The sequence below is a fragment of the Vreelandella xerophytica genome (genome assembly GCF_968048975.1).
Window position 1 is genome coordinate 2,995,444 of record NZ_OZ309106.1, and the last position, 17,939, is coordinate 3,013,382.

The 17,939-nt window shown below is 60.1% G+C and carries 16 protein-coding genes; 10 read left to right on the forward strand and 6 right to left on the reverse strand.

The window, feature by feature from the left end:
* Positions 1-25 precede the first annotated feature (25 nt).
* The 7 genes from fmt to ACWF8S_RS14015 all read left to right on the forward strand — a co-directional run bounded on the left by fmt (position 26) and on the right by ACWF8S_RS14015 (position 7,769).
* The gene (gene fmt, locus ACWF8S_RS13985) at positions 26-1,018 is read left to right on the forward strand and encodes a methionyl-tRNA formyltransferase (RefSeq protein ID WP_447553980.1); all 993 of its coding nucleotides are present in this window, start codon (positions 26-28) and stop codon (positions 1,016-1,018) included.
* Positions 1,015-2,358, forward strand: coding sequence for a 16S rRNA (cytosine(967)-C(5))-methyltransferase RsmB (gene rsmB / locus ACWF8S_RS13990; protein ID WP_447553981.1), 1,344 nt, complete (start codon positions 1,015-1,017; stop codon positions 2,356-2,358). The genes fmt and rsmB overlap by 4 nt, the downstream gene beginning before the upstream one ends.
* A 32-nt stretch (positions 2,359-2,390) precedes the next feature.
* A complete protein-coding gene (locus ACWF8S_RS13995) occupies positions 2,391-2,597 on the forward strand; it encodes a dodecin (RefSeq protein WP_447553982.1) in 207 nt (68 codons plus the stop codon).
* A gap of 115 nt (positions 2,598-2,712) precedes the next feature.
* Positions 2,713-4,086: a Trk system potassium transporter TrkA gene (trkA, locus tag ACWF8S_RS14000; RefSeq protein ID WP_447553983.1), complete on the forward strand. Its 1,374-nt coding sequence runs from the start codon at positions 2,713-2,715 to the stop codon at positions 4,084-4,086.
* A gap of 42 nt (positions 4,087-4,128) precedes the next feature.
* Positions 4,129-5,577, forward strand: a complete 1,449-nt coding sequence (locus ACWF8S_RS14005; protein WP_447553984.1) for a TrkH family potassium uptake protein — start codon at positions 4,129-4,131, stop codon at positions 5,575-5,577.
* A 36-nt stretch (positions 5,578-5,613) separates the two neighbouring features.
* Positions 5,614-6,864 carry a TraB/GumN family protein gene (locus tag ACWF8S_RS14010; RefSeq protein WP_447553985.1) on the forward strand — a complete coding sequence of 417 codons (1,251 nt, stop codon included), beginning with the start codon at positions 5,614-5,616 and terminating at the stop codon, positions 6,862-6,864.
* A complete protein-coding gene (locus tag ACWF8S_RS14015; RefSeq protein ID WP_447553986.1) occupies positions 6,861-7,769 on the forward strand; it encodes a DMT family transporter in 909 nt (302 codons plus the stop codon). Before ACWF8S_RS14010 ends, ACWF8S_RS14015 begins: the two co-directional genes overlap by 4 nt.
* Before the next feature lie 15 nt (positions 7,770-7,784).
* Here ACWF8S_RS14015 and ACWF8S_RS14020 read toward each other — a convergent pair whose 3' ends face one another.
* From ACWF8S_RS14020 to ACWF8S_RS14030, 3 genes are all read right to left on the reverse strand, one after another.
* Positions 7,785-8,516: a tRNA-uridine aminocarboxypropyltransferase gene (locus ACWF8S_RS14020; protein ID WP_447553987.1), complete on the reverse strand. Its 732-nt coding sequence runs from the start codon at positions 8,514-8,516 to the stop codon at positions 7,785-7,787.
* A 189-nt stretch (positions 8,517-8,705) separates the two neighbouring features.
* On the reverse strand, positions 8,706-9,455 hold the full coding sequence (locus tag ACWF8S_RS14025; RefSeq protein WP_447553988.1) for an SIR2 family NAD-dependent protein deacylase: 750 nt from the start codon (positions 9,453-9,455) through the stop codon (positions 8,706-8,708).
* Between the two features lie 170 nt (positions 9,456-9,625).
* The gene (locus tag ACWF8S_RS14030; protein WP_447553989.1) at positions 9,626-12,517 is read right to left on the reverse strand and encodes a bifunctional diguanylate cyclase/phosphodiesterase; all 2,892 of its coding nucleotides are present in this window, start codon (positions 12,515-12,517) and stop codon (positions 9,626-9,628) included.
* Between the two features lie 364 nt (positions 12,518-12,881).
* Between ACWF8S_RS14030 and ACWF8S_RS14035 the strand changes: the two genes are divergently transcribed.
* From ACWF8S_RS14035 to zigA, 3 genes are all read left to right on the forward strand, one after another.
* Entirely contained in the window at positions 12,882-13,244 is a 363-nt protein-coding gene (locus tag ACWF8S_RS14035; RefSeq protein WP_447553990.1) for a helix-turn-helix domain-containing protein, read from the forward strand.
* Between the two features lie 155 nt (positions 13,245-13,399).
* Positions 13,400-13,678 (forward strand): TIGR03643 family protein, encoded by a 279-nt coding sequence (locus ACWF8S_RS14040; protein WP_447553992.1) that lies wholly within the window; start codon positions 13,400-13,402, stop codon positions 13,676-13,678.
* An 82-nt stretch (positions 13,679-13,760) separates the two neighbouring features.
* A complete protein-coding gene (zigA, locus tag ACWF8S_RS14045; RefSeq protein WP_447553993.1) occupies positions 13,761-14,987 on the forward strand; it encodes a zinc metallochaperone GTPase ZigA in 1,227 nt (408 codons plus the stop codon).
* 65 nt (positions 14,988-15,052) lie between these two features.
* Here the strand turns inward: zigA and ACWF8S_RS14050 are convergent, their stop codons facing one another.
* The 3 genes from ACWF8S_RS14050 to dctP all read right to left on the reverse strand — a co-directional run bounded on the left by ACWF8S_RS14050 (position 15,053) and on the right by dctP (position 17,935).
* The gene (locus ACWF8S_RS14050) at positions 15,053-16,369 is read right to left on the reverse strand and encodes a TRAP transporter large permease (RefSeq protein ID WP_447553994.1); all 1,317 of its coding nucleotides are present in this window, start codon (positions 16,367-16,369) and stop codon (positions 15,053-15,055) included.
* Complete coding sequence (locus ACWF8S_RS14055) at positions 16,366-16,872, reverse strand: TRAP transporter small permease (protein WP_447553995.1); 507 nt, start codon at positions 16,870-16,872, stop codon at positions 16,366-16,368. Before ACWF8S_RS14055 ends, ACWF8S_RS14050 begins: the two co-directional genes overlap by 4 nt.
* 64 nt (positions 16,873-16,936) lie before the next feature.
* A complete protein-coding gene (gene dctP / locus ACWF8S_RS14060) occupies positions 16,937-17,935 on the reverse strand; it encodes a TRAP transporter substrate-binding protein DctP (RefSeq protein ID WP_447553996.1) in 999 nt (332 codons plus the stop codon).
* Positions 17,936-17,939 lie beyond the last annotated feature (4 nt).

Below are 17,939 nucleotides of genomic sequence, written 5' to 3' on the forward strand. Positions count from 1 at the left end.
AAAAGCATCCCGAACAGGTCGTTACATGTCCTCATTGCGCGTTGTCTTTGCAGGCACTCCTGAGTTTGCCGAATCACACCTTGCCGCCCTGCTTGAAAGCCACCATCAGGTCGTAGGCGTTTATACCCAGCCCGACCGCCCGGCGGGCCGTGGCCGCAAGCTCACCCCAAGCCCCGTCAAGCGCCTGGCGCTTGATCACCACCTGCCGGTCTATCAGCCGCTCAGCCTGAAAGACGCCGCCGCCCAGGAGGAGCTTGCCGCGCTGGAGGCCGATATCATGGTGGTCGTGGCCTACGGGCTCTTGCTGCCCCAGGCCGTGCTGGATACACCGCGCCTTGGTTGCATCAACGTCCACGCCTCGCTCTTGCCTCGCTGGCGCGGCGCCGCGCCGTTGCAGCGCGCCATCGAAGCCGGCGATAGTGTCTCCGGCGTCACCATCATGCAGATGGATGCAGGCCTGGACACCGGCGACATGCTCCATGAAGTGCAAACGCCGATTACCGCCCACACCACCGGCGGCGAGCTGCACGACCAGCTGGCCCAGAAAGGCGCTCAAGCACTTCTGGACGTGCTGGACAGGTTCACCCGAAACCGCATCGATGCCACCCCTCAGCCGGCCCAGGGAGTGACGTATGCGGCCAAGCTGAGCAAGGCCGAGGCCGAACTCGATTTCCAGCAAGGCGCCGAAACGCTGGCGCGGAAAATCCGCGCCTTCAATCCCTGGCCGGTGACCTGGTGCGCCCTTGGCGATGATCGCCTGCGCCTTTACATGGCTTACGTGGAAGGCAAGACCCAGCCCTCGTCACTCCCGGGCACGTTGCTGGACCACGGCAGTGATCACCTGCGGGTTGCCTGCGGGGAAAACGGTGATGAAGTGCTTTGTATCAGCCACGTCCAGCTGCCTGGCGCCAAGATGCTGCCGGCAAGCGCGCTGCTCAACGCCAACCACCCAAGACTCGTGCCCGGCAAGCGTTTGGGCAAGCCAGTTGACGTCATGTCCCAAGGAGAGAGCTCATGAGTACCCAGCGTCCCCAGGAAGGCAGCGGCCAGGAAGTGCGCGCCGCCGCCGCTCGGGCGCTTGCGCCCGTACTCAACGAACAGGGCTCGCTTGCAGGTCTTGACGAGCACAGCGTCATCACCCGCGATCGCAGTCTGTTAAAAGAGCTCTGCTATGGCACCTGCCGCCGTCTGCCGCGCCTTGAAGCCCTGGCCGCCAAGCTTCTCAAGCAGCCGTTCAAAAAGCGCGACCAGGATGTCTACGCACTTTTACTGATCGGCATCTATCAGCTTCTTTACATGCGCATTCCTGCTCACGCGGCGGTGGGGGAAACCGCCGGGGCCGCGCGTCTTTTGAAAAAGGAATGGGCTACACGGGTACTCAACGGTTGTCTGCGCCGGCTGCAGCGCGAAACCGCAGCGCTCGAAGCCGAGGTGGACCGTGACGAAAGCGTGGCGCTTGAGCACCCGGCCTGGCTTGTGAACGTGCTGCGCGAGGCCTGGCCCGAGCAGTGGCAGGGTGTCATCGAGGCCAACAACCAGCCCGGCCCCATGACGCTGCGCGTCAATCAGCGCCAGCTCGACCGCGAGGCGTATCTGGCCAAGCTGATGGATCTGGGCCTGGAGGCGCGCTTGTGCCTGCACGCCCCGGACGGTATTACTCTGCAAAGCCCCTGCGATGTCTCGACGCTGCCGGGCTTCAGCGAGGGGCTGGTCAGCGTTCAGGACGAGGCAGCCCAGCTCAGCGCCACGCTTTTGGGCCCCGCCCTCGCCCCCCGCCCCGGCGCCCACGTGCTGGACGCCTGCGCCGCTCCCGGGGGCAAGACCGCCCATCTGCTGGAACAGTTCGAGATCGCCCTGACCGCGATTGACAGCGACAACCAGCGTCTGGCCCGGGTGGACGATACGCTCAACCGGCTGGGCGTCAGCGCCAGCCTGATTCATGCCGACGCCGCCGAGCGCGACTGGTGGAGCGGCGCCCTGTTCGATGCTATTTTACTGGATGCGCCGTGTTCGGGAACGGGGGTCATTCGCCGCCACCCGGATATCAAGAAGCTGCGCCGCCAAAGCGACATCAAGAAACTGGCCAAGCTACAGGGCACGCTCCTGGATAACCTGTGGGGCCTGCTACGCCCGGGCGGTACGCTCTTGTACGCTACCTGTTCGGTATTGCCCGATGAAAACGCCCGACAGATCGAGGCGTTTGTCGGGCGCACTCCGGATGCACACGTCACCACACCCACGGATGTGGCCTGGGGTGTGGCCAGCGGCCACGGTCGTCAGCTCTTTTCGCAACAAGATAGTCACGATGGCTTTTTTTATGCCAGACTGGAAAAGCGCCCAACGCAAACGGGTGCTTGAAGCCGCCAATCAACGACAAGGATGGAGTTCACATGAGTAATCATATCTACAAGCATGTAGAAATCACCGGCTCTTCTGAAACCAGCATTGAAGATGCCGTTCAAAACGCGCTCGCTAAAGCGTCTGAATCCATTGACCACATGCGCTGGCTGGATGTCGTCGACACCCGCGGCCATATCGAGAACGGCCGAGTGGCTCATTGGCAGGTCACGGTGAAAGTCGGCTTTACGCTGGATTGATTGCCCACTGCTTTTCGACGGCGGCTGGTTTACACTGGCCGCCGTCTTTATTGCAGCGCCTTCTCAACTCTTTTATTCATGACGCGCCGGCGCATTTAACGGAACCGATTCAGCCATGAAAATCATCATTCTTGGCGCCGGCCAGGTCGGCGGCACGCTGGCCGAACATCTCGCTCGTGAAGAGAACGATATCACCGTGGTGGATACGGACGCGGCCAAGCTGCGTGAGCTGCATACCAAGCTCGATATTCGCACCGTCACCGGCGCCGGTTCCTACCCCATCGTGCTGCGCCAGGCCGGCTGTGAAGATGCCGACATGCTGATCGCGGTGACCAACTCCGACGAAGTCAACATGATCGCCTGCCAGGTCGCCCACACGCTGTTTCGTACCCCCACCAAGATCGCTCGGGTTCGCGCCACGCCGTATCTGACCCGCAAGGGCCTGTTCGCCCACGAGGCCATTCCCATCGATGTGCTGATCAGCCCCGAACAGGTGGTCACCGACCACGTGCGCCGGTTGATCGAGCACCCCGGTGCCCTTCAGGTGCTCGAGTTCGCCGGCGGGCTCGTGCAGCTGGTCGCGGTGAAGGCGTTCTACGGCGGTCCGCTGGTGGGCCAGGATCTGGCCTTTCTGGGCCGCCACATGCCGAGTGTGGATACCCGGGTGGCGGCGATCTACCGGCGCAACCGGCCGATCATTCCCCGGGGCGACACGGTCATCGAGGCCGACGATGAAGTGTTCTTTCTCGCCGCAAGGCGCGACATCCGCGCGGTGATGAGCGAGCTTCGACGGGTCGAGCGGGGCTTTCGCCGGGTGGTGATCGCCGGCGGCGGCAACATCGGCGAGCGCCTGGCCGAGCACCTCGAGCACAGCCACCAGGTCAAGATCATCGAGCACAGCCTCGAGCGCTGCACCACTCTCTCCGAGCGGCTGAACCGCACCGTGGTGCTTCACGGCAGCGCCACCAGCAAGCGGCTTCTGGAAGAGGAGAACATCGAGGATTGCGACATCTTCTGCGCGCTGACCAACGACGACGAGGTGAACATCATGTCGTCGCTGCTCGCCAAGCGTCTGGGGGCCAAGAAGGTGCTCACGCTGATCAACAACGCCGCCTACGTGGACCTGGTCCAGGGCGGCGATATCGATATCGCGATCTCGCCTCAGCAGGCGACCATCGGCAGCCTGCTGACCCACGTGCGCCGAGGGGATATCGTCAACGTGCACTCGCTCAGACGGGGGGCGGCGGAGGCCATCGAAGCCATCGCCCACGGCGACAGACACTCGTCCAAGGTGGTGGGCCGGGCGGTGCGCGATATCGACCTGCCCGAGGGCACGACCATCGGGGCGATCGTGCGCGGCAAGGAGGTGATCATCGCCCACGGCGAGGCGGTGGTGGAAAGCGGCGATCACGTCATTCTGTTCGTGATCGACAAGCGCCGGATCCGCGACGTGGAACGGCTTTTCCAGGTCGGTCTCACATTCTTTTAAGCGTCCGATGTTTTTAACACTGTCCAGGAGCCGTTCGATTCCATGAGCCTGCGGGTCATTCTACGCATTTTAGGGCTGTTGCTGATGCTATTCAGCCTCACCATGCTGCCCCCCATGCTGATGTCGCTCTGGTTTCGCGATGGGGTCTGGTATGCCTTCGCCAGCGGCATCACGATTACCGCCATGACCGGGCTGCTGCTTTATCTGCCTAACCTGCGCGCCCGAAAGGAGCTGCGTATTCGCGACGGTTTCATCATCGCGGCGATGTTCTGGACGGTACTGGCGTTTTTCGGCTCGATCCCTTTGATGCTCTTTGGTGAAAGCGCGCTCAGCTTCACCGATGCGGTGTTCGAGTCGTTTTCAGGGTTGACCACCACGGGCGCCACGGTGATTACCGGCATCGACTTTCTGCCCGAGTCGATACGTTATTATCGTCAGCAGCTTCAGTGGCTGGGCGGCATGGGGATCGTGGTGCTGGCGGTGGCGATTCTGCCAACGCTCGGTGTCGGCGGCATGGCGCTTTATCGTACCGAAATCCCGGGGCCCTTGAAGGACTCCAAGCTGACCCCGCGCATCACGGAAACCGCCAAGGCCCTCTGGTATATCTACGCCACGCTCACTTTCGCCTGCCTGGTAGCTTACATGCTGGCAGGCATGAACTGGTTCGATGCGCTCGGTCATAGCTTCTCGACCGTTGCCATCGGCGGCTTTTCCACCCACGATGCCAGCATCGGCTACTTCAATAGCCCCGCCATCGAGCTTATCTGCGTGGGCTTCATGCTGATTTCAGCGTTCAGCTTCAGCCTTCACTTCATTGCCTGGCGGGAAAAGCGCCTTTTGCACTATTTTCAGGACCCGGAAGCGCGTTTTCTGATGCTTTTCCTGGCGGGGCTGGTCACCATCGCCACGCTGACTCTCTGGTTTACCGGCACCTACGATACCTTCCAGGGCTTTCGCCACGCCCTTTTTGAAGTGGTATCGGTGGCCACCACAGCAGGCTTTGCGGTGGCGGATTTTTCCGGCTGGCCCGGGGCGCTGCCCTTCATGCTGTTTGTGGCCGCCTTTATCGGCGGCTGCTCGGGCTCGACCGCCGGCGGCATGAAGGTCATTCGGATCATCCTGATCCTGAAGCAGGGCATGCGCGAGGTGATGCGCCTGATCCACCCCAACGCCGTGATCGCCGTCAAGGTGGGCAAGGTGAGCGTACCGGACAGTATCGCCCAGGCCGTGTGGGGGTTTTTCTCCGCTTACGTGATGCTGTTCTTCTTGATGCTGGTGGGCGTTATGGCCACCGGCGTCGATCAGATTACCGCCTGGTCCACCGTGGGGTCGGCGCTTAACAACCTGGGCCCCGCCCTTGGCGAGGCGAGCCAGCACTATGGCGACATGCCAAGCCTTGCCAAGTGGATTCTGGTGCTGGCGATGCTCTTGGGCCGCCTTGAAATCTTCACGGTTCTTGTGCTGTTTACCCCCGCGTTTTGGCGCCGCTAAAGGCTTAGGGCGTTATCATTTTTTAGCGAGACAACCATGATTCAAGACGATCCATCTCCACAGGACCAGACGCCCCAGGCGCTGCCGGCCACCAGCGGCCCCTTGAAAGCCATTCAGGTGGCAGACACCTGCTATACGCTTCTGGGTACTGCGCACGTGTCGGTACAAAGCGCTGAAGATGTCACGAACCTGCTGGATAGCGGTGCCTTCGATGCCGTGGCCATCGAGCTTTGCGATGCCCGCCACCACAGCATGACCAACCCCGACGCCATGGGCGAGCAGGACCTTTTCCAGGTGTTCAAGCAAGGCAAGGCCGGCATGGTCGCGGCCAGCCTGGCGCTGGGTGCGTTCCAGCAACGCATCGCCGAGCAGTCCGGCATTCAGCCGGGGGCGGAGATGCGCGCGGCGGTCGAGGCGAGCCAGACGCACCGCCTGCCGCTGATGATGATCGACCGTGACGTCGGCGTGACATTAAAACGTATCTACAGCAACGTGCCCTGGTGGCAGCGCTTTTCGCTGTTTTCCGGGCTCATCGGCAGCGTCATGTCCCGTCAGGACGTCTCCAAGGAAGAGATCGAAAAGCTCAAGGAGGGCGACATGCTGGAAGCTACCTTCAGCGAATTCGCCGCGGAGTCGGAAAATCTGTATAACCCCTTGATTCGCGAGCGCGACCGCTACATGGCGCTGCGTCTGGCCGAGCAGGCCCCGCCCGGGCGCTACAAGAACGTGCTGGTGGTCCTTGGTGCGGGGCACTTGAAAGGCACCACGGAACACCTGAGCGCACCGCTGCCTGACGATCCTAAAACCGAGCGCGAGGCTCTGGAAGCCACGCCGCCGCCTTCCAGAATCTGGAAAGCCCTGCCCTGGATCATCACGGCGCTGGTGATTACCGGCTTTGCCATCGGCTTTTCGCGCAATACCGAGCTTGGCTGGCAGCTGGTGCTGGAATGGTTCTTGATCAACGGCATCCTGTCGGGCGGGGCGACCATCGTAGCCCTTGCCCATCCGGTCACGGTGATCGCCACTTTCTTCGCCGCCCCGCTCACTTCGCTCAATCCCACCATAGGCGCCGGGTTTGTCGCCGCCGGGGTCGAGCTTTACATGCGCAAGCCCAAGGTGCGCGATTTCTCCTCGCTCAGACACGATGTGACGGCGCTGAAAGGCTGGTGGAAGAACCGCGTCTCGCGCACGCTTCTGGTGTTCATTCTGGCTACGCTGGGCTCGGCGGTGGGCACGTGGGTGGCGGGCTTTCGGATCGCAGGGGCCCTGTTTGGCAGCGCGGCATGAATAACATTCAGCGCGCACCCTGGCAGGCGGATGTCCTGCTCCTGCTGGTGACGCTCATGGCCGCCGGCGGATGGATCTTCTCCAAGGAGGCGCTGGCCGGCATGCCGCCGCTGCTGTTCATCGGCACGCGCTTTCTGCTCGCCGGGCTGATCCTCCTGGGCTTTGCCTGGCCCTCGCTTTCCCGCATGCCGGCCAGGCGTATTCGCCGAGGCGTTCTGGTTGGATTTCTGTTCAGCGTGGCTACCGGTTTCTGGATCATGGGGCTCAGCTTTTCCAGCCATCTAGGCGAAAGCGCGTTCATCACAAGCCTCGGGATTCTGATGGTGCCTGTCATCGGGCTGTTGCTGTTTGGCGACAAGCCGCCGCGCACCACCTGGATCGCCCTGCCCGTTGCCCTGATCGGTTTCGGGCTCCTTTCATTGAACGCAGGCTTTCGCATCGAGATGAGCCAGCTTTTGATGGTGTGCGCCGCGCTCGGTTTTGCGCTCTTGATCAACGTGAACACCCGAGTGGTGCGCAATGTCGCGGCACTGCCGCTCACCACGCTTCAGCTTCTCGCCGTAGGCACGGTGTTGACCCTGGTCTCGCTGCTGTTCGAGCGCCAGTCCGTGACCATGAGCACCTCGATTCTGGGCTGGCTGCTGGCCAGCGTGATCCTGGCAAGTTCGCTGCGCTATTTCATCCAGATCAAGGCGCAGGGCATGACCACGCCAAGCCACGCGTCGGTCATTCTGATGCTGGAGGCGGTATGGACGGCGCTGATCGCAGCGTGGTGGTTCAATGAGACCATGACGGTCCTGCAGCTTCTGGGCTGCAGCCTGATCTTTCTCGCGCTGTTGATCAACCGCTGGTACTGGGTGCGTAAAGTGCTGCGTCGCTGGCTGCCCGACGAGACGAAAACCTGAACCTCCCCTCCCTCTTCAACGCTTTGCCAGAAGCCGCTGCATCGCCGCGGTGGGCTCATCGAGTCTGCGATAAAAGCGGCTCGCCGCGTAGCTTTCGTTGAAGACGTCGAAGTAATCATCCAGCACGCTGGCCGCCTCCTCGTCACCTCCCTGGCGCAACAGCTCGATCGCCACTTCTGCCGTGCACAGGTGCGCCCTGGAGGCGGGCTTGCGCAGCCGGTAGCGGGTCTCGCGATCAGTGTGCAGCGGCAGTACCGGCAACCCATCGAGGTAGGGGCTCTTGCGGAACATGCGCCGCGCCTGGCGCCAGGTGCCGTCCAGAATGATATAGATCGGTATCCGCGCGTCGGCTTTCGCCGTGTGTACCGCCTCGATGCTCACTACACGCTCGGCGTAGTCCGGTTGGTCATCGGGGAAGATCACGAACGGCGCATAGCGCGGGTCGGCCAGAAGCGCCTCAAGGCGCGGGTCGACCTCGGTGCGCGACCAGGTGAACACCTGGGTGTCCGTCAGCACATCGCCAATCAGCCGCCCGGTATTGGTGGGCTTGTAGTGTTCGAGAGTGTGGGTCAAAAGCCACACCTGGGCCTCGCTTTCAGCACTCACCTTGTAGGGGCACAGGCAGTTGAGCTTGGGCAGGTTACATCCCGGGCAGCGGATCACGAAGCTCCCCCGCGCCTTGAACTCACGCCGGGGCGGGCGCGGCTGCGCCTCGCTGCTGCTTGCTGGGAAATCACCGCCGCTCATTCGCGCACCTAACCTGGTTGAAGGGATGGATTAAAAGAGATTGGCTAAAAGGGATTGATCGACGGGATCGATCAAAAGGGCGCAGAGTATAAAGCAGCGCCTGGCGCATGACGAATCAGAAACCACCACGCAACGATCAGACGCCTGGAGCCGCGGTGCCTTGCCTATCTTCGAAGCCAGCCGCTATATCTAGGAGAGTTCGAGGTTTCTCTGTCGGCGCCACTGGTTGACCAACGCCGGCACGCCTTCACCGGCGGTGGTATTGATCGCCAGTATCCCGGGCGGGGTGAGCGCATCGGCGTCCGGGTCGATCAAGGCACAGGACGTATCCACACCGATGTAGGACAAAAGCGAGGCGGCGGGCATCACCGCAAGCGAGGTGCCCACCACCAGAAAGAAGTCCGCCTGGCTTGCCAGTTCACAGGCCTGATCGAAAAGTGGCACCGCCTCGCCGAACCAGACCACGTCCGGGCGCAGCTGGCTGCCCTTGTCGCACACATCGCCAAGCTCGATGTCGCGCTTTACCGGATAGCGAAGCCGGGGGTCGACGCTGGAGCGCGCCTTCAAAATCTCGCCATGAAGGTGCAGCACCTGTCGTGAGCCCGCCCGCTCGTGCAGATCATCGATATTCTGCGTGATGATCGAGACGTTGAAGCCATCCTGCTCGAGCGCGGCCAGCGCCTTGTGCGCCGCATTGGGCCGGGCTTTGCGAATCTGTTCCCGGCGCTGGTTGTAAAATGCCAGCACGCGCTCGGGGTCTGCGTGAAAACCTTCGGGCGTGGCCACCTTCTCGACCGGGTGCTCTTCCCAGAGCCCGTCGCTTGCCCGGAACGTCTTGATACCGCTCTCTGCACTGATACCTGAGCCGGTAAACACCACCAGATGCGGCATCGTCACCGCCTGCAGGTGGCTGCCATCTGCAGGCTCGCCTGCCAACATACCTCGCCCCCTTATAGATGCAATGAATGTAAAAATGCCCTTCCCCATGGCCAATCAATATGGCCAATCAGACGAGTCAAAGCGTTTTTAACCCAGACAATATAAAAAAATACATAACCAGACGGTATCGATTAGCCGACTACCTGCCCCTGCGTACGCGTCGAGCCGGTTTACGCCCCTAGCCAACGCTTGGCAAACTGCGTCGGCGTCAACGGCCGATCGAAATAATAGCCCTGGCCCTGGATGCAGCCCATCTCCACCAACGGTGTGATCTGTTCCTGACTTTCGATGCCTTCAGCAATGGTTTCCAGGCCCAGAGTGTGGGCCATGGCAATGATGGTGGCCACGATGACCCGGTCATTTGTACTGGTCAGCATATCGCGGATGAACGAGATATCGATCTTGATCTTGTCCACGGCAAAGCGTTTGAGGTAGGCAAGCGACGAGTAGCCGGTGCCGAAATCGTCGATGGCCAGGCCCATGCCCTGCGCCTTGCAGTGTCTGGTGATGGCGACGGCCTCTTCTGGATTCACCATGATGCCGCTTTCGGTCAGCTCCAGGCTGAGCGCCGACGGCGCGATCCGATAGGTGGTGCAGTTCTTGAACAGCGTATCGATCAAGTCATTATCGTCGAACTGGTCCGCCGCGACATTGATGGCCAACTGGCCCCGCAGCGAAAGCCCTTGTTCTCTCCAGGCGGCAAGCTGATGACAGGCTTTTTCGATCACGCAACGCCCCAGGGCCACCATCATCCCTCGCTCTTCGGCCACCGCGATAAAGACGCTCGGCGAGACGTTGCCCAACTTCTCGTCCTGCCAGCGGCAAAGCGCCTCGGCGCCGATAAGCTCGCCGGTCTGCATATCCACCTGGGGCTGGAAGTAAAGGGTCAGCGCCTTATCCGCAATGGCACTGCCCAGGCGCTTGGCCATGTAAAGCTTCTCGTGCCTGATCTGCTCCATCCACGGCTCGAAAAGGCGCCGCGCGCTTGCCGGCTGCCGTTTGGCCTGGTACATGGCAATATCGGCATACTTGAGAAGCCCTTGTGCGGTATTGGACTGGCTGGGGTAGAGCGCTATCCCAACGCTTGTGCAAAGCTCGGCGGAGTGTTCCTCGATCACGATGGCCGTCGAGAGCGCCGCTTGAAGTCGCGCGGCAAGCTCAAGCGCCACTTCGTGACCTGTTTGCTGGCATATGACAACGAACTCATCGCCACCAAGGCGCGCCAGGTAGTGATCATCATCCAGAACCGAGGAGAACCGTCTAGCGACTTCGAGCAATACCAGATCACCCACGTAGTGCCCTGCGGTATCGTTGATCTCCTTGAAATGATCGAGCCCCAGCAGCAGCAATGCGAAGGGCTGCGGTGGTTCAACCCCCACGCAAAGCGCCAGACGGGACATGAACGCTGCACGATTGGGCAATCGGGTGCCCTCGTCGCGGTAGGCGAGTTCGCGAATGCGGCTTTCGTCTTGCTGGCGCGACAGCTCAGAGGCTACCCGTGCGGCAAAGATCTGCAGTACCGCGCGGGCAATATGGGTCTGAACGAGCGGCTTTTCGAACAAGACGCCCACAATACCGATAGGGTGGCCCAGGGCATCATCCAACCGCCGGCCAATGTAGCCACTCACCCAGTCCAGCGCGCCATAGGCCTCCTTCGGCATACGCACCGCGGCGCCTTCAAGCACTACGCACTCTTTTTTCTCGATCACCTCCTCGCAGGGCACCCCCGCCAGCTGGTAGCGCACACCAGGCTGTTTATGCCCTTTCACGTGAAGCGACAGCATCGACGCCATACCAGGGTCCTGTCTATCCAGCGTGGCGATAAAGCCCGCCTCGGCGGAAAGCGCGGTGGCCATGTGGGCCGTCAACTGCGACAGGAAAGTCTCGCCGTGGGCGGCAGAGACCGCCGTGGCCACGTGGGTCACCGCGTGCTGGATGCTCTGTTCGGTTTGACGGCGTATCACGCTGTCCAGGCCAAAGGCGATATCGTTGGCCAGATCGCCCAGCACCTTGAGCTCTTTGCTGGAAATATCGGGCTCCTGGGCGTGATAACAGTTCAGAACCCCCAGAGAGTTTCCACGAAACGTCAAGGGAAGCGCAATCAACGCCTTGACCCCAAGCGCCTGCAGCGTGCTCTGAAGGCTTTCGCCAACGTTCTCGGGGCGACTGGACTTGCCCATCACGACAGGTTCGCCAAGTGTGAACGCTTTTTGCGTGACGGCTCGACTGTAGCGTTTGATCATCAGCTGACGCGGGCTACACCAGGCGATTTCCTCGCCATCGCAATCCGCCATCGCTTTCACCTGCAGCGAGGCCGGCTGATTCGTGTCATCCGGACGACTGATCCAGGCGGCAGCGTATCCTCCGGTGTCGACGGCCACATCGCAGCAGTTCTGCATCAAAACCGCCTCGTCTTGCGCATTATAAACGGCCTCCCCACCTTCGCTGAGCAGGCGAAGCGCACGGCGCTGTCTGGCGATATGGGTTCTGGCACTGACGCCCATCAACTGCCTTGAGAGTTCGGCTCCCGCCAGAGTGGCAGCAATGTGGAGGATATCGCGGGCAGTGTTCGACACCTCCAATGGTGCCGAATGAATCAGTGCGATAAACCCCAGCCAGTGGGCGTCGGCATCGAGCATGGGCACGGCCAGATAGCCATTGGCCGAGAGCGCGGCCAGATGAGGGTCGTCGGGAAATTGAGTGCAAACGTCGCGAGCGACAGCAAAGACCGAATGCGGAGTCAACTGATGACACACGGTCTCTTTTATAGAATAAGGAGCCTTGCTGACCCACTGTCCCTTTGAGTAAAGCGAAAGAGGTGAAACTAAGCGTTGATGTGTATCAATACGCGCAATCAACACATGATCGACACTGAATAACGATGATAGCGAAAGCGTAAGATGCTGAAAAAAATCTTCCCGGCGACTGCTGGTTAAACTTTTTGACAGCTGCTGCAGAACATCTGGTGCAGAGTCAGAAAACATGCTATTTAGCGCCTTCAAATCTGATCGGTTAATCAAGTGAATATCGATTGTTGTGCCACTGACGGCTCTATTGCTCATCCTTTGTAATGATGCATCAAAACTGTTGCTTCAAAGCCACTGCTTAAAACCTCAATCAGGCGAACGTAATGTCTTTAGCCACCCGTGATAGCCATACCGCTTTTTGTCAGCTTTAACCGCGTTTATTCGCCCCGTATTCTGCAAGCGCTGCCTTCAGGGTACGTCAGGACACTGCTCGCACGCCTTTTTAAAGCAGATATTTATATAAGCGTTATCGCTATCCAATTTTATACCGAAATTAAAGGGTCAAAGAAAAAGTTATTCTAAACCTATATCAACAACCTTTGAAGTCGATACTCAACCTAATTAGTCCTTCATGTCAATAGGCCGCTCCTCAACCATTCCCTCTCATAGGGAGGCCCATGTGAAAAAAAATGAACAGGAACGCATAGCGGGCAGCATAGGCCAAGCTATCGCCAGACAGCGTATACGCTGCCAGCTAACGCAGGAGGAGGTAGCAGAAAGGCTAGGCATTGGCAACGAGGCTGTCTCTCGCCTCGAGAGAGGCCGCGTTATTCCCAATATCATTCGCTTGCTGGAGCTTGCCCACATATTCAACTGTGAGGCAGCAGAGCTTTTAGGTGAGGTCAGTACGCAGGTAGATGATCAGACACATCGATTAAAGTTGCTGCTGGCCCCATTAAGGCAGCAGGACCGCCAGCTGATAATAGAGATAACGGAAAACTTGTCCAGCCGATTGAGTAAAGAGTCCTCCCTGGGAAAATAGCGCGTCTAGACTTCCAGAAGAGCCCAGTAGCATTTAGTCGACCAAGCTTGATCTTTGATCGCCGTTTCGAGATGGAGGCGATAACAGACTATGCTAGCCTTGCCGGATATACATGCAGGGCATTATCAATATCGCCCCCTTGGAGGTCAGTTGCCATGTCCAAAGCGCCCATCGAACGCTTTTATCGCCTTCTGGAAGACGAACGCTCGCGCGTGATTGAAATGGCCTGGGAGGATCGCACCCCCTTCGAGGCCATCGTGAATCTCTATGGCCTTACCGAGCCCGATGTCATTGATGTAATGCGCCACGAGCTGAAGCCCGCCTCCTTCAGGCTTTGGCGCAAGCGCGTATCGGGCCGTCCCACCAAGCATCGCGCTCTGCGCTTACCGAACATATTGCGCGGCTACTGCCCAACCCAGTACAAGCGCTTGTGACCTCCCCCGCCTGCAGGAGACTCTTCTAAGCGCTCTTCAAATGTTATATTATTACATAACATAAACGAAAGAGTTGATCGCGATGTCCGACGTTAAACCGTTGCCGGTGACGGTGCTCTCCGGCTTTTTGGGTGCTGGCAAGACCACCGTGCTCAACCATATTCTGGCCAACCGTGAAGGCTTGCGCGTGGCGGTGATCGTCAACGATATGAGCGAGGTCAATATCGACGCCGCGCTGGTGCGCGGCGGGCCGGGCGAATCCACGCTTGAAAGTGATATCGCGCTCAACCGAAGCGAAGAGCGCCTGGTGGAAATGAGCAACGGCTGCATCTGCTGCACCCTGCGCGAGGATCTGCTGGTGGAAGTCGGCCAGCTCGCCCGCGAAGGCAGGTTCGATTATCTGGTGATCGAATCCACCGGCATCTCCGAGCCGCTGCCGGTGGCGGAAACCTTTACCTTCGAAGATGAAAGCGGCCAAAGCCTTTCCCGGGTGGCCCGGTTGGATACGCTGGTCACGGTGGTGGACGGCGCCAACTTTCTGAATCAATACCGCGAGGCGCAGAGCCTGGTCGAGGCAGGAGAAAGCCTGGGTGAAGAGGATGAGCGCAACGTGGCCGATCTGCTGGTCGATCAGATCGAGTTCTGCGATGTACTGCTGATCAGCAAGACCGACCTGATCAGTGAAACGGAGCTGGCCTCCCTTAAAGCCATTCTGCACTCGCTCAACCCGGACGCGGAGCTTGTACCGATCCGCCAGGGCGGCGTACCGCTTGATAAGGTACTGGATACCGGCAGGTTCGACTTCGAGCGCGCCCAGCAGGCACCGGGCTGGCTCAAGGAGATGCGCGGCGAGCACGTGTCGGAAACCGAGGAGTACGGCATTCAAAGCTTTGCCTATCACGCACGCCGCCCTTTTCATCCGCAGAAATTTCACGAACTTTTGCACGCAGAGTGGTTCGGGGAGGGTCTGCTGCGCTCGAAAGGCTTCTTCTGGCTGGCCACGCGCCCGCAGTGGGCGGGCCAATGGAGCCAGGCCGGCGGCATTGCCCATCACGGCGGGGCCGGCATGTTCTGGAAGGCGATCCCCAAAGAGCGCTGGCCGGAGGACCCGGAGCACCTTGAATTCATTGATGAAAAATGGCAAGAACCGTTTGGCGACATGCGCCAGGAGCTGGTGTTCATCGGCCAGAACATCGACCAGGTGCGGATGCGCCAGGCGCTGGACGACTGTCTGCTGAGCGAAGATGAGCTGCTGGCCGGAGCCGACCGTTGGAAAACGCTGCCGGACCCCTTCCCCGTCTGGGACTGAAACCGCTGAAAAGCAAAAAGAGAGGCCGCAGCCTCTCTTTTTTTTAGCACCTTTTCCTCAGAACTCTAGCGCACCAGGCTGGGCAACCATGTCGCCAGGCTCGGAAAGACGATCAGCACGGCGACCAGCAGCATCGAACAAAGAATGTAAGGAATGGCCGCGGAGTAGATTTCCCGCATGGTGGTGCCGGGAGGTGCCACCCCCTTCATGACGAACAGCAAAAGCCCCAGCGGCGGCGTCGAGAAACTGATCTCGAGCGCCAGCAGCACCACCACGCCAAACCAGACCAGATCGAACCCCAGTGCCTGGGCCAGCGGGAAGAAGATCGGAACGGTCAGCATCATGATCGAGATCTGCTCCATGAAGGTACCCAGCACCAAAAGCACCGCAAACATGGCTAAAAGCATGAGAATCGGCGAGAGGTCGAAACTGGTGGCCCACTGGATCAGCCCGCCGGAGGCCCCGGAAAAGCCCAGCAGCTGGCTGAAGGTTGCCGAGCCGAACACGATCAGGTAGGCCATGAGCGTGACCTTGAGTGCCCCTGACACCGACAGCTTGAACGCCTCCCAGGTCATGCAGCGGAAGATGAAGGCCAGGATGATCACCCCGAGTGCACCGAAGGCGGCGGCTTCCGAGGGCGTGGCAAAGCCTATCAGCATCAGCGCAACGATGATCACCATCACGCTCAGCATCGGCAGAATGTCGGTCACGATCAGCTTGAGCTTGGCACTCAAGGGAACCGGTTCGAGCTCATAAGCCGGTGCAGCGTCCGGGTCGATCTTCGTCTGCACAAAGATGGTGACGATGTAGAAGCCCGCCAGCGTCAGGCCGGGGAGAATACCGGCGATCAGCAGCGCGCCGATATCCACCTTGGCAAGGGTTGCCAGCAGCACCGCCAGCGCCGAGGGCGGAATGATGATCGCCAGGCCCCCGGTGCCCAGAATGGGGCCGATGGCCATCTTCTTCTTGTAGCCGCGACGCTCCATCTCCGGCACCAGCAGCGAGCCCATCAGCGCCGTGGAGCCCATGGAGGAGCCGCTCAGCGTGGAGAACGCCGTGCCGCCCACCACGGTCACATAGGAAAGCCGCCCGGGCACCTTGCCCAGCAGTTGATCCACGGCGTTGAACATCTTCATGCCAAGACCGGTACGAAAGAACAGCTCCCCCATCAGCAGAAACAGCGGAATGGGCACCAGATTGAAGCTCGAAAGCGCGCCGAAGCCGTTGTTGAGCATCTGCAGAATGCCGGTCTGACCGCCCATGAAGTGCCAGGCACCGATGACGTTGGCGGCCAGAAAGGCCAGCGCAATGGGCGTGCCGATCGCCATGAAGATCAGAATCAGCGACAGCAGAAACGCGAGTGCAAAGTACCATTCCATCATTCTTTAATCCCCGCTTCGCCGCTGTGAAGAATGTCCCGGCCGACCACGAAGCGGCCAAACTCGATGGCCATCAGGGTAAAACTGAGCGGAAACACGACCGTCAGCATCCACTTGGGCACAAAGAAGGCGCGTACGTCGTAGTCGTTACGTTCGAGATTGAGCAGCAAAAGATCGAGCCCCTTCCAGGCAAGCACCCCGCATACCACCACGCAGAGCAGAGACACCGCCCGGCTCAGCACGTTGAGTACCGGCAATGGCAGTGCGGCGGTGAGAAGCTCGATATGCACATGGCCTTTATGACGTACAAGCCAGGGCGCACCGAGCAGCGTCAGGTAGAACATGGCGTACTCGGTGGAGAGGAAAAACCACGCCGAAGGCTGAAGCCCCAGATTACGAATCACGACCGACAGCACCACCGCCACCATCAGCCACACCAGCATGATGGCGGCAAGCAGAGCCATGCCGTTAAGCAGCAGCAAATAGCCACGTTGTGCGTAACGCATAAGGCACCCTAGAAAAAAGCCACACAGAAAAGGGCGCCAGACGTGCTGGCGCCCGGACCGCTTGTCATAGATCGTTGAACTTTTCGATCAACTCATCAAAATGCTCAAGCCCCATGGGGTGACGCTCCATCTGGCGGCGCATCCGCGCCCAGGTGGCATCGCGCGCGGCATCGGCGTAGCGCTGGCGCGCCTCGCCTTCCAGGGTAATTACCTGCATGCCATCGGCTTCCAGCTGGGCCTGCTGCTCTTCTGATAGTGCTTCGAGCTTCTCGGCACTTTCACGCTCGTGCTCGATGGCCACTTCCTGAAGGATCTGCTGGGACTCTTCGCTCAGCTGGTTCCACTTGTTCAGGTTGACGATCACACCCATGTCGGTGGAGAAAAATGCAGGGTCGACCCGGTAGTTCAGAAAGCGATCCCAGTTGAGGTCTTTCAGACCGATCTGGGTCCAGCCGGTGGCGTTGACCACGCTGCGCTCCAGGGCGGCGTACACGTCGGTGGTGGGCAGGCTGATGGGCTGCGCGCCCAGGTAGTCCTGGAAGAAGGCGTCGTATACCGGGTTACTGCGCAGGCGCAGCCCGGAGATATTCAGGTTGCCCTCGCCGTCCACGCTGGGTTCTTCGATGGTATACAGGTTGTAGCTCACGCCGCTGTCGAACCAGCCCAGATAAAACGTGCCCATCTTTTGCTGGTGAATATCGTTCAAGAGATCGATACCGCCGTTTTCACGGGCGTAGATGGCGTTGGTATTGGAGGCGACCATGGCATCGCGCTCGGGCACGGTGCCGGCGTAGAAGCTCGCCGCGGTGTAGGCCATGTCCACCACGCCGTTGCGCACGGCGTCGGGCTGCTCGGAAAGGCCGATGACTTCAGGGCCGCCGCGCACGTTGATCTGCACCACGCCTTCGCCACGCTCGTTGACCTTGTCGACGAACTCCAGAAAGCTCTGGGTGTAGATCAGAGAAGGGGGAAACGCGTGGACGGCGGTAATCTGGTCAAGCGCCATTGTCTGGCCTGAGCCCAGGGCCGCGAGCACACCAAAGGTGATGGCTGTTTTTTTCATTATG

Bases quoted from the DNA above. Each gene is read 5' to 3' on its own strand.
- ACWF8S_RS14055 (WP_447553995.1), bottom strand. From the start codon at position 16,872: ATGCGTTACGCACAACGTGGCTATTTGCTGCTGCTTAACGGCATGGCT.
- rsmB (WP_447553981.1), top strand. From the start codon at position 1,015: ATGAGTACCCAGCGTCCCCAGGAAGGCAGCGGCCAGGAAGTGCGCGCC.
- ACWF8S_RS14010 (WP_447553985.1), top strand. From the start codon at position 5,614: ATGATTCAAGACGATCCATCTCCACAGGACCAGACGCCCCAGGCGCTG.
- ACWF8S_RS14040 (WP_447553992.1), top strand. From the start codon at position 13,400: ATGTCCAAAGCGCCCATCGAACGCTTTTATCGCCTTCTGGAAGACGAA.
- trkA (WP_447553983.1), top strand. From the start codon at position 2,713: ATGAAAATCATCATTCTTGGCGCCGGCCAGGTCGGCGGCACGCTGGCC.
- ACWF8S_RS14005 (WP_447553984.1), top strand. From the start codon at position 4,129: ATGAGCCTGCGGGTCATTCTACGCATTTTAGGGCTGTTGCTGATGCTA.
- ACWF8S_RS14025 (WP_447553988.1), bottom strand. From the start codon at position 9,455: ATGTTGGCAGGCGAGCCTGCAGATGGCAGCCACCTGCAGGCGGTGACG.
- ACWF8S_RS14020 (WP_447553987.1), bottom strand. From the start codon at position 8,516: ATGAGCGGCGGTGATTTCCCAGCAAGCAGCAGCGAGGCGCAGCCGCGC.
- zigA (WP_447553993.1), top strand. From the start codon at position 13,761: ATGTCCGACGTTAAACCGTTGCCGGTGACGGTGCTCTCCGGCTTTTTG.
- ACWF8S_RS14030 (WP_447553989.1), bottom strand. From the start codon at position 12,517: ATGAGCAATAGAGCCGTCAGTGGCACAACAATCGATATTCACTTGATT.
- ACWF8S_RS13995 (WP_447553982.1), top strand. From the start codon at position 2,391: ATGAGTAATCATATCTACAAGCATGTAGAAATCACCGGCTCTTCTGAA.
- ACWF8S_RS14015 (WP_447553986.1), top strand. From the start codon at position 6,861: ATGAATAACATTCAGCGCGCACCCTGGCAGGCGGATGTCCTGCTCCTG.
- fmt (WP_447553980.1), top strand. From the start codon at position 26: ATGTCCTCATTGCGCGTTGTCTTTGCAGGCACTCCTGAGTTTGCCGAA.
- ACWF8S_RS14050 (WP_447553994.1), bottom strand. From the start codon at position 16,369: ATGATGGAATGGTACTTTGCACTCGCGTTTCTGCTGTCGCTGATTCTG.
- dctP (WP_447553996.1), bottom strand. From the start codon at position 17,935: ATGAAAAAAACAGCCATCACCTTTGGTGTGCTCGCGGCCCTGGGCTCA.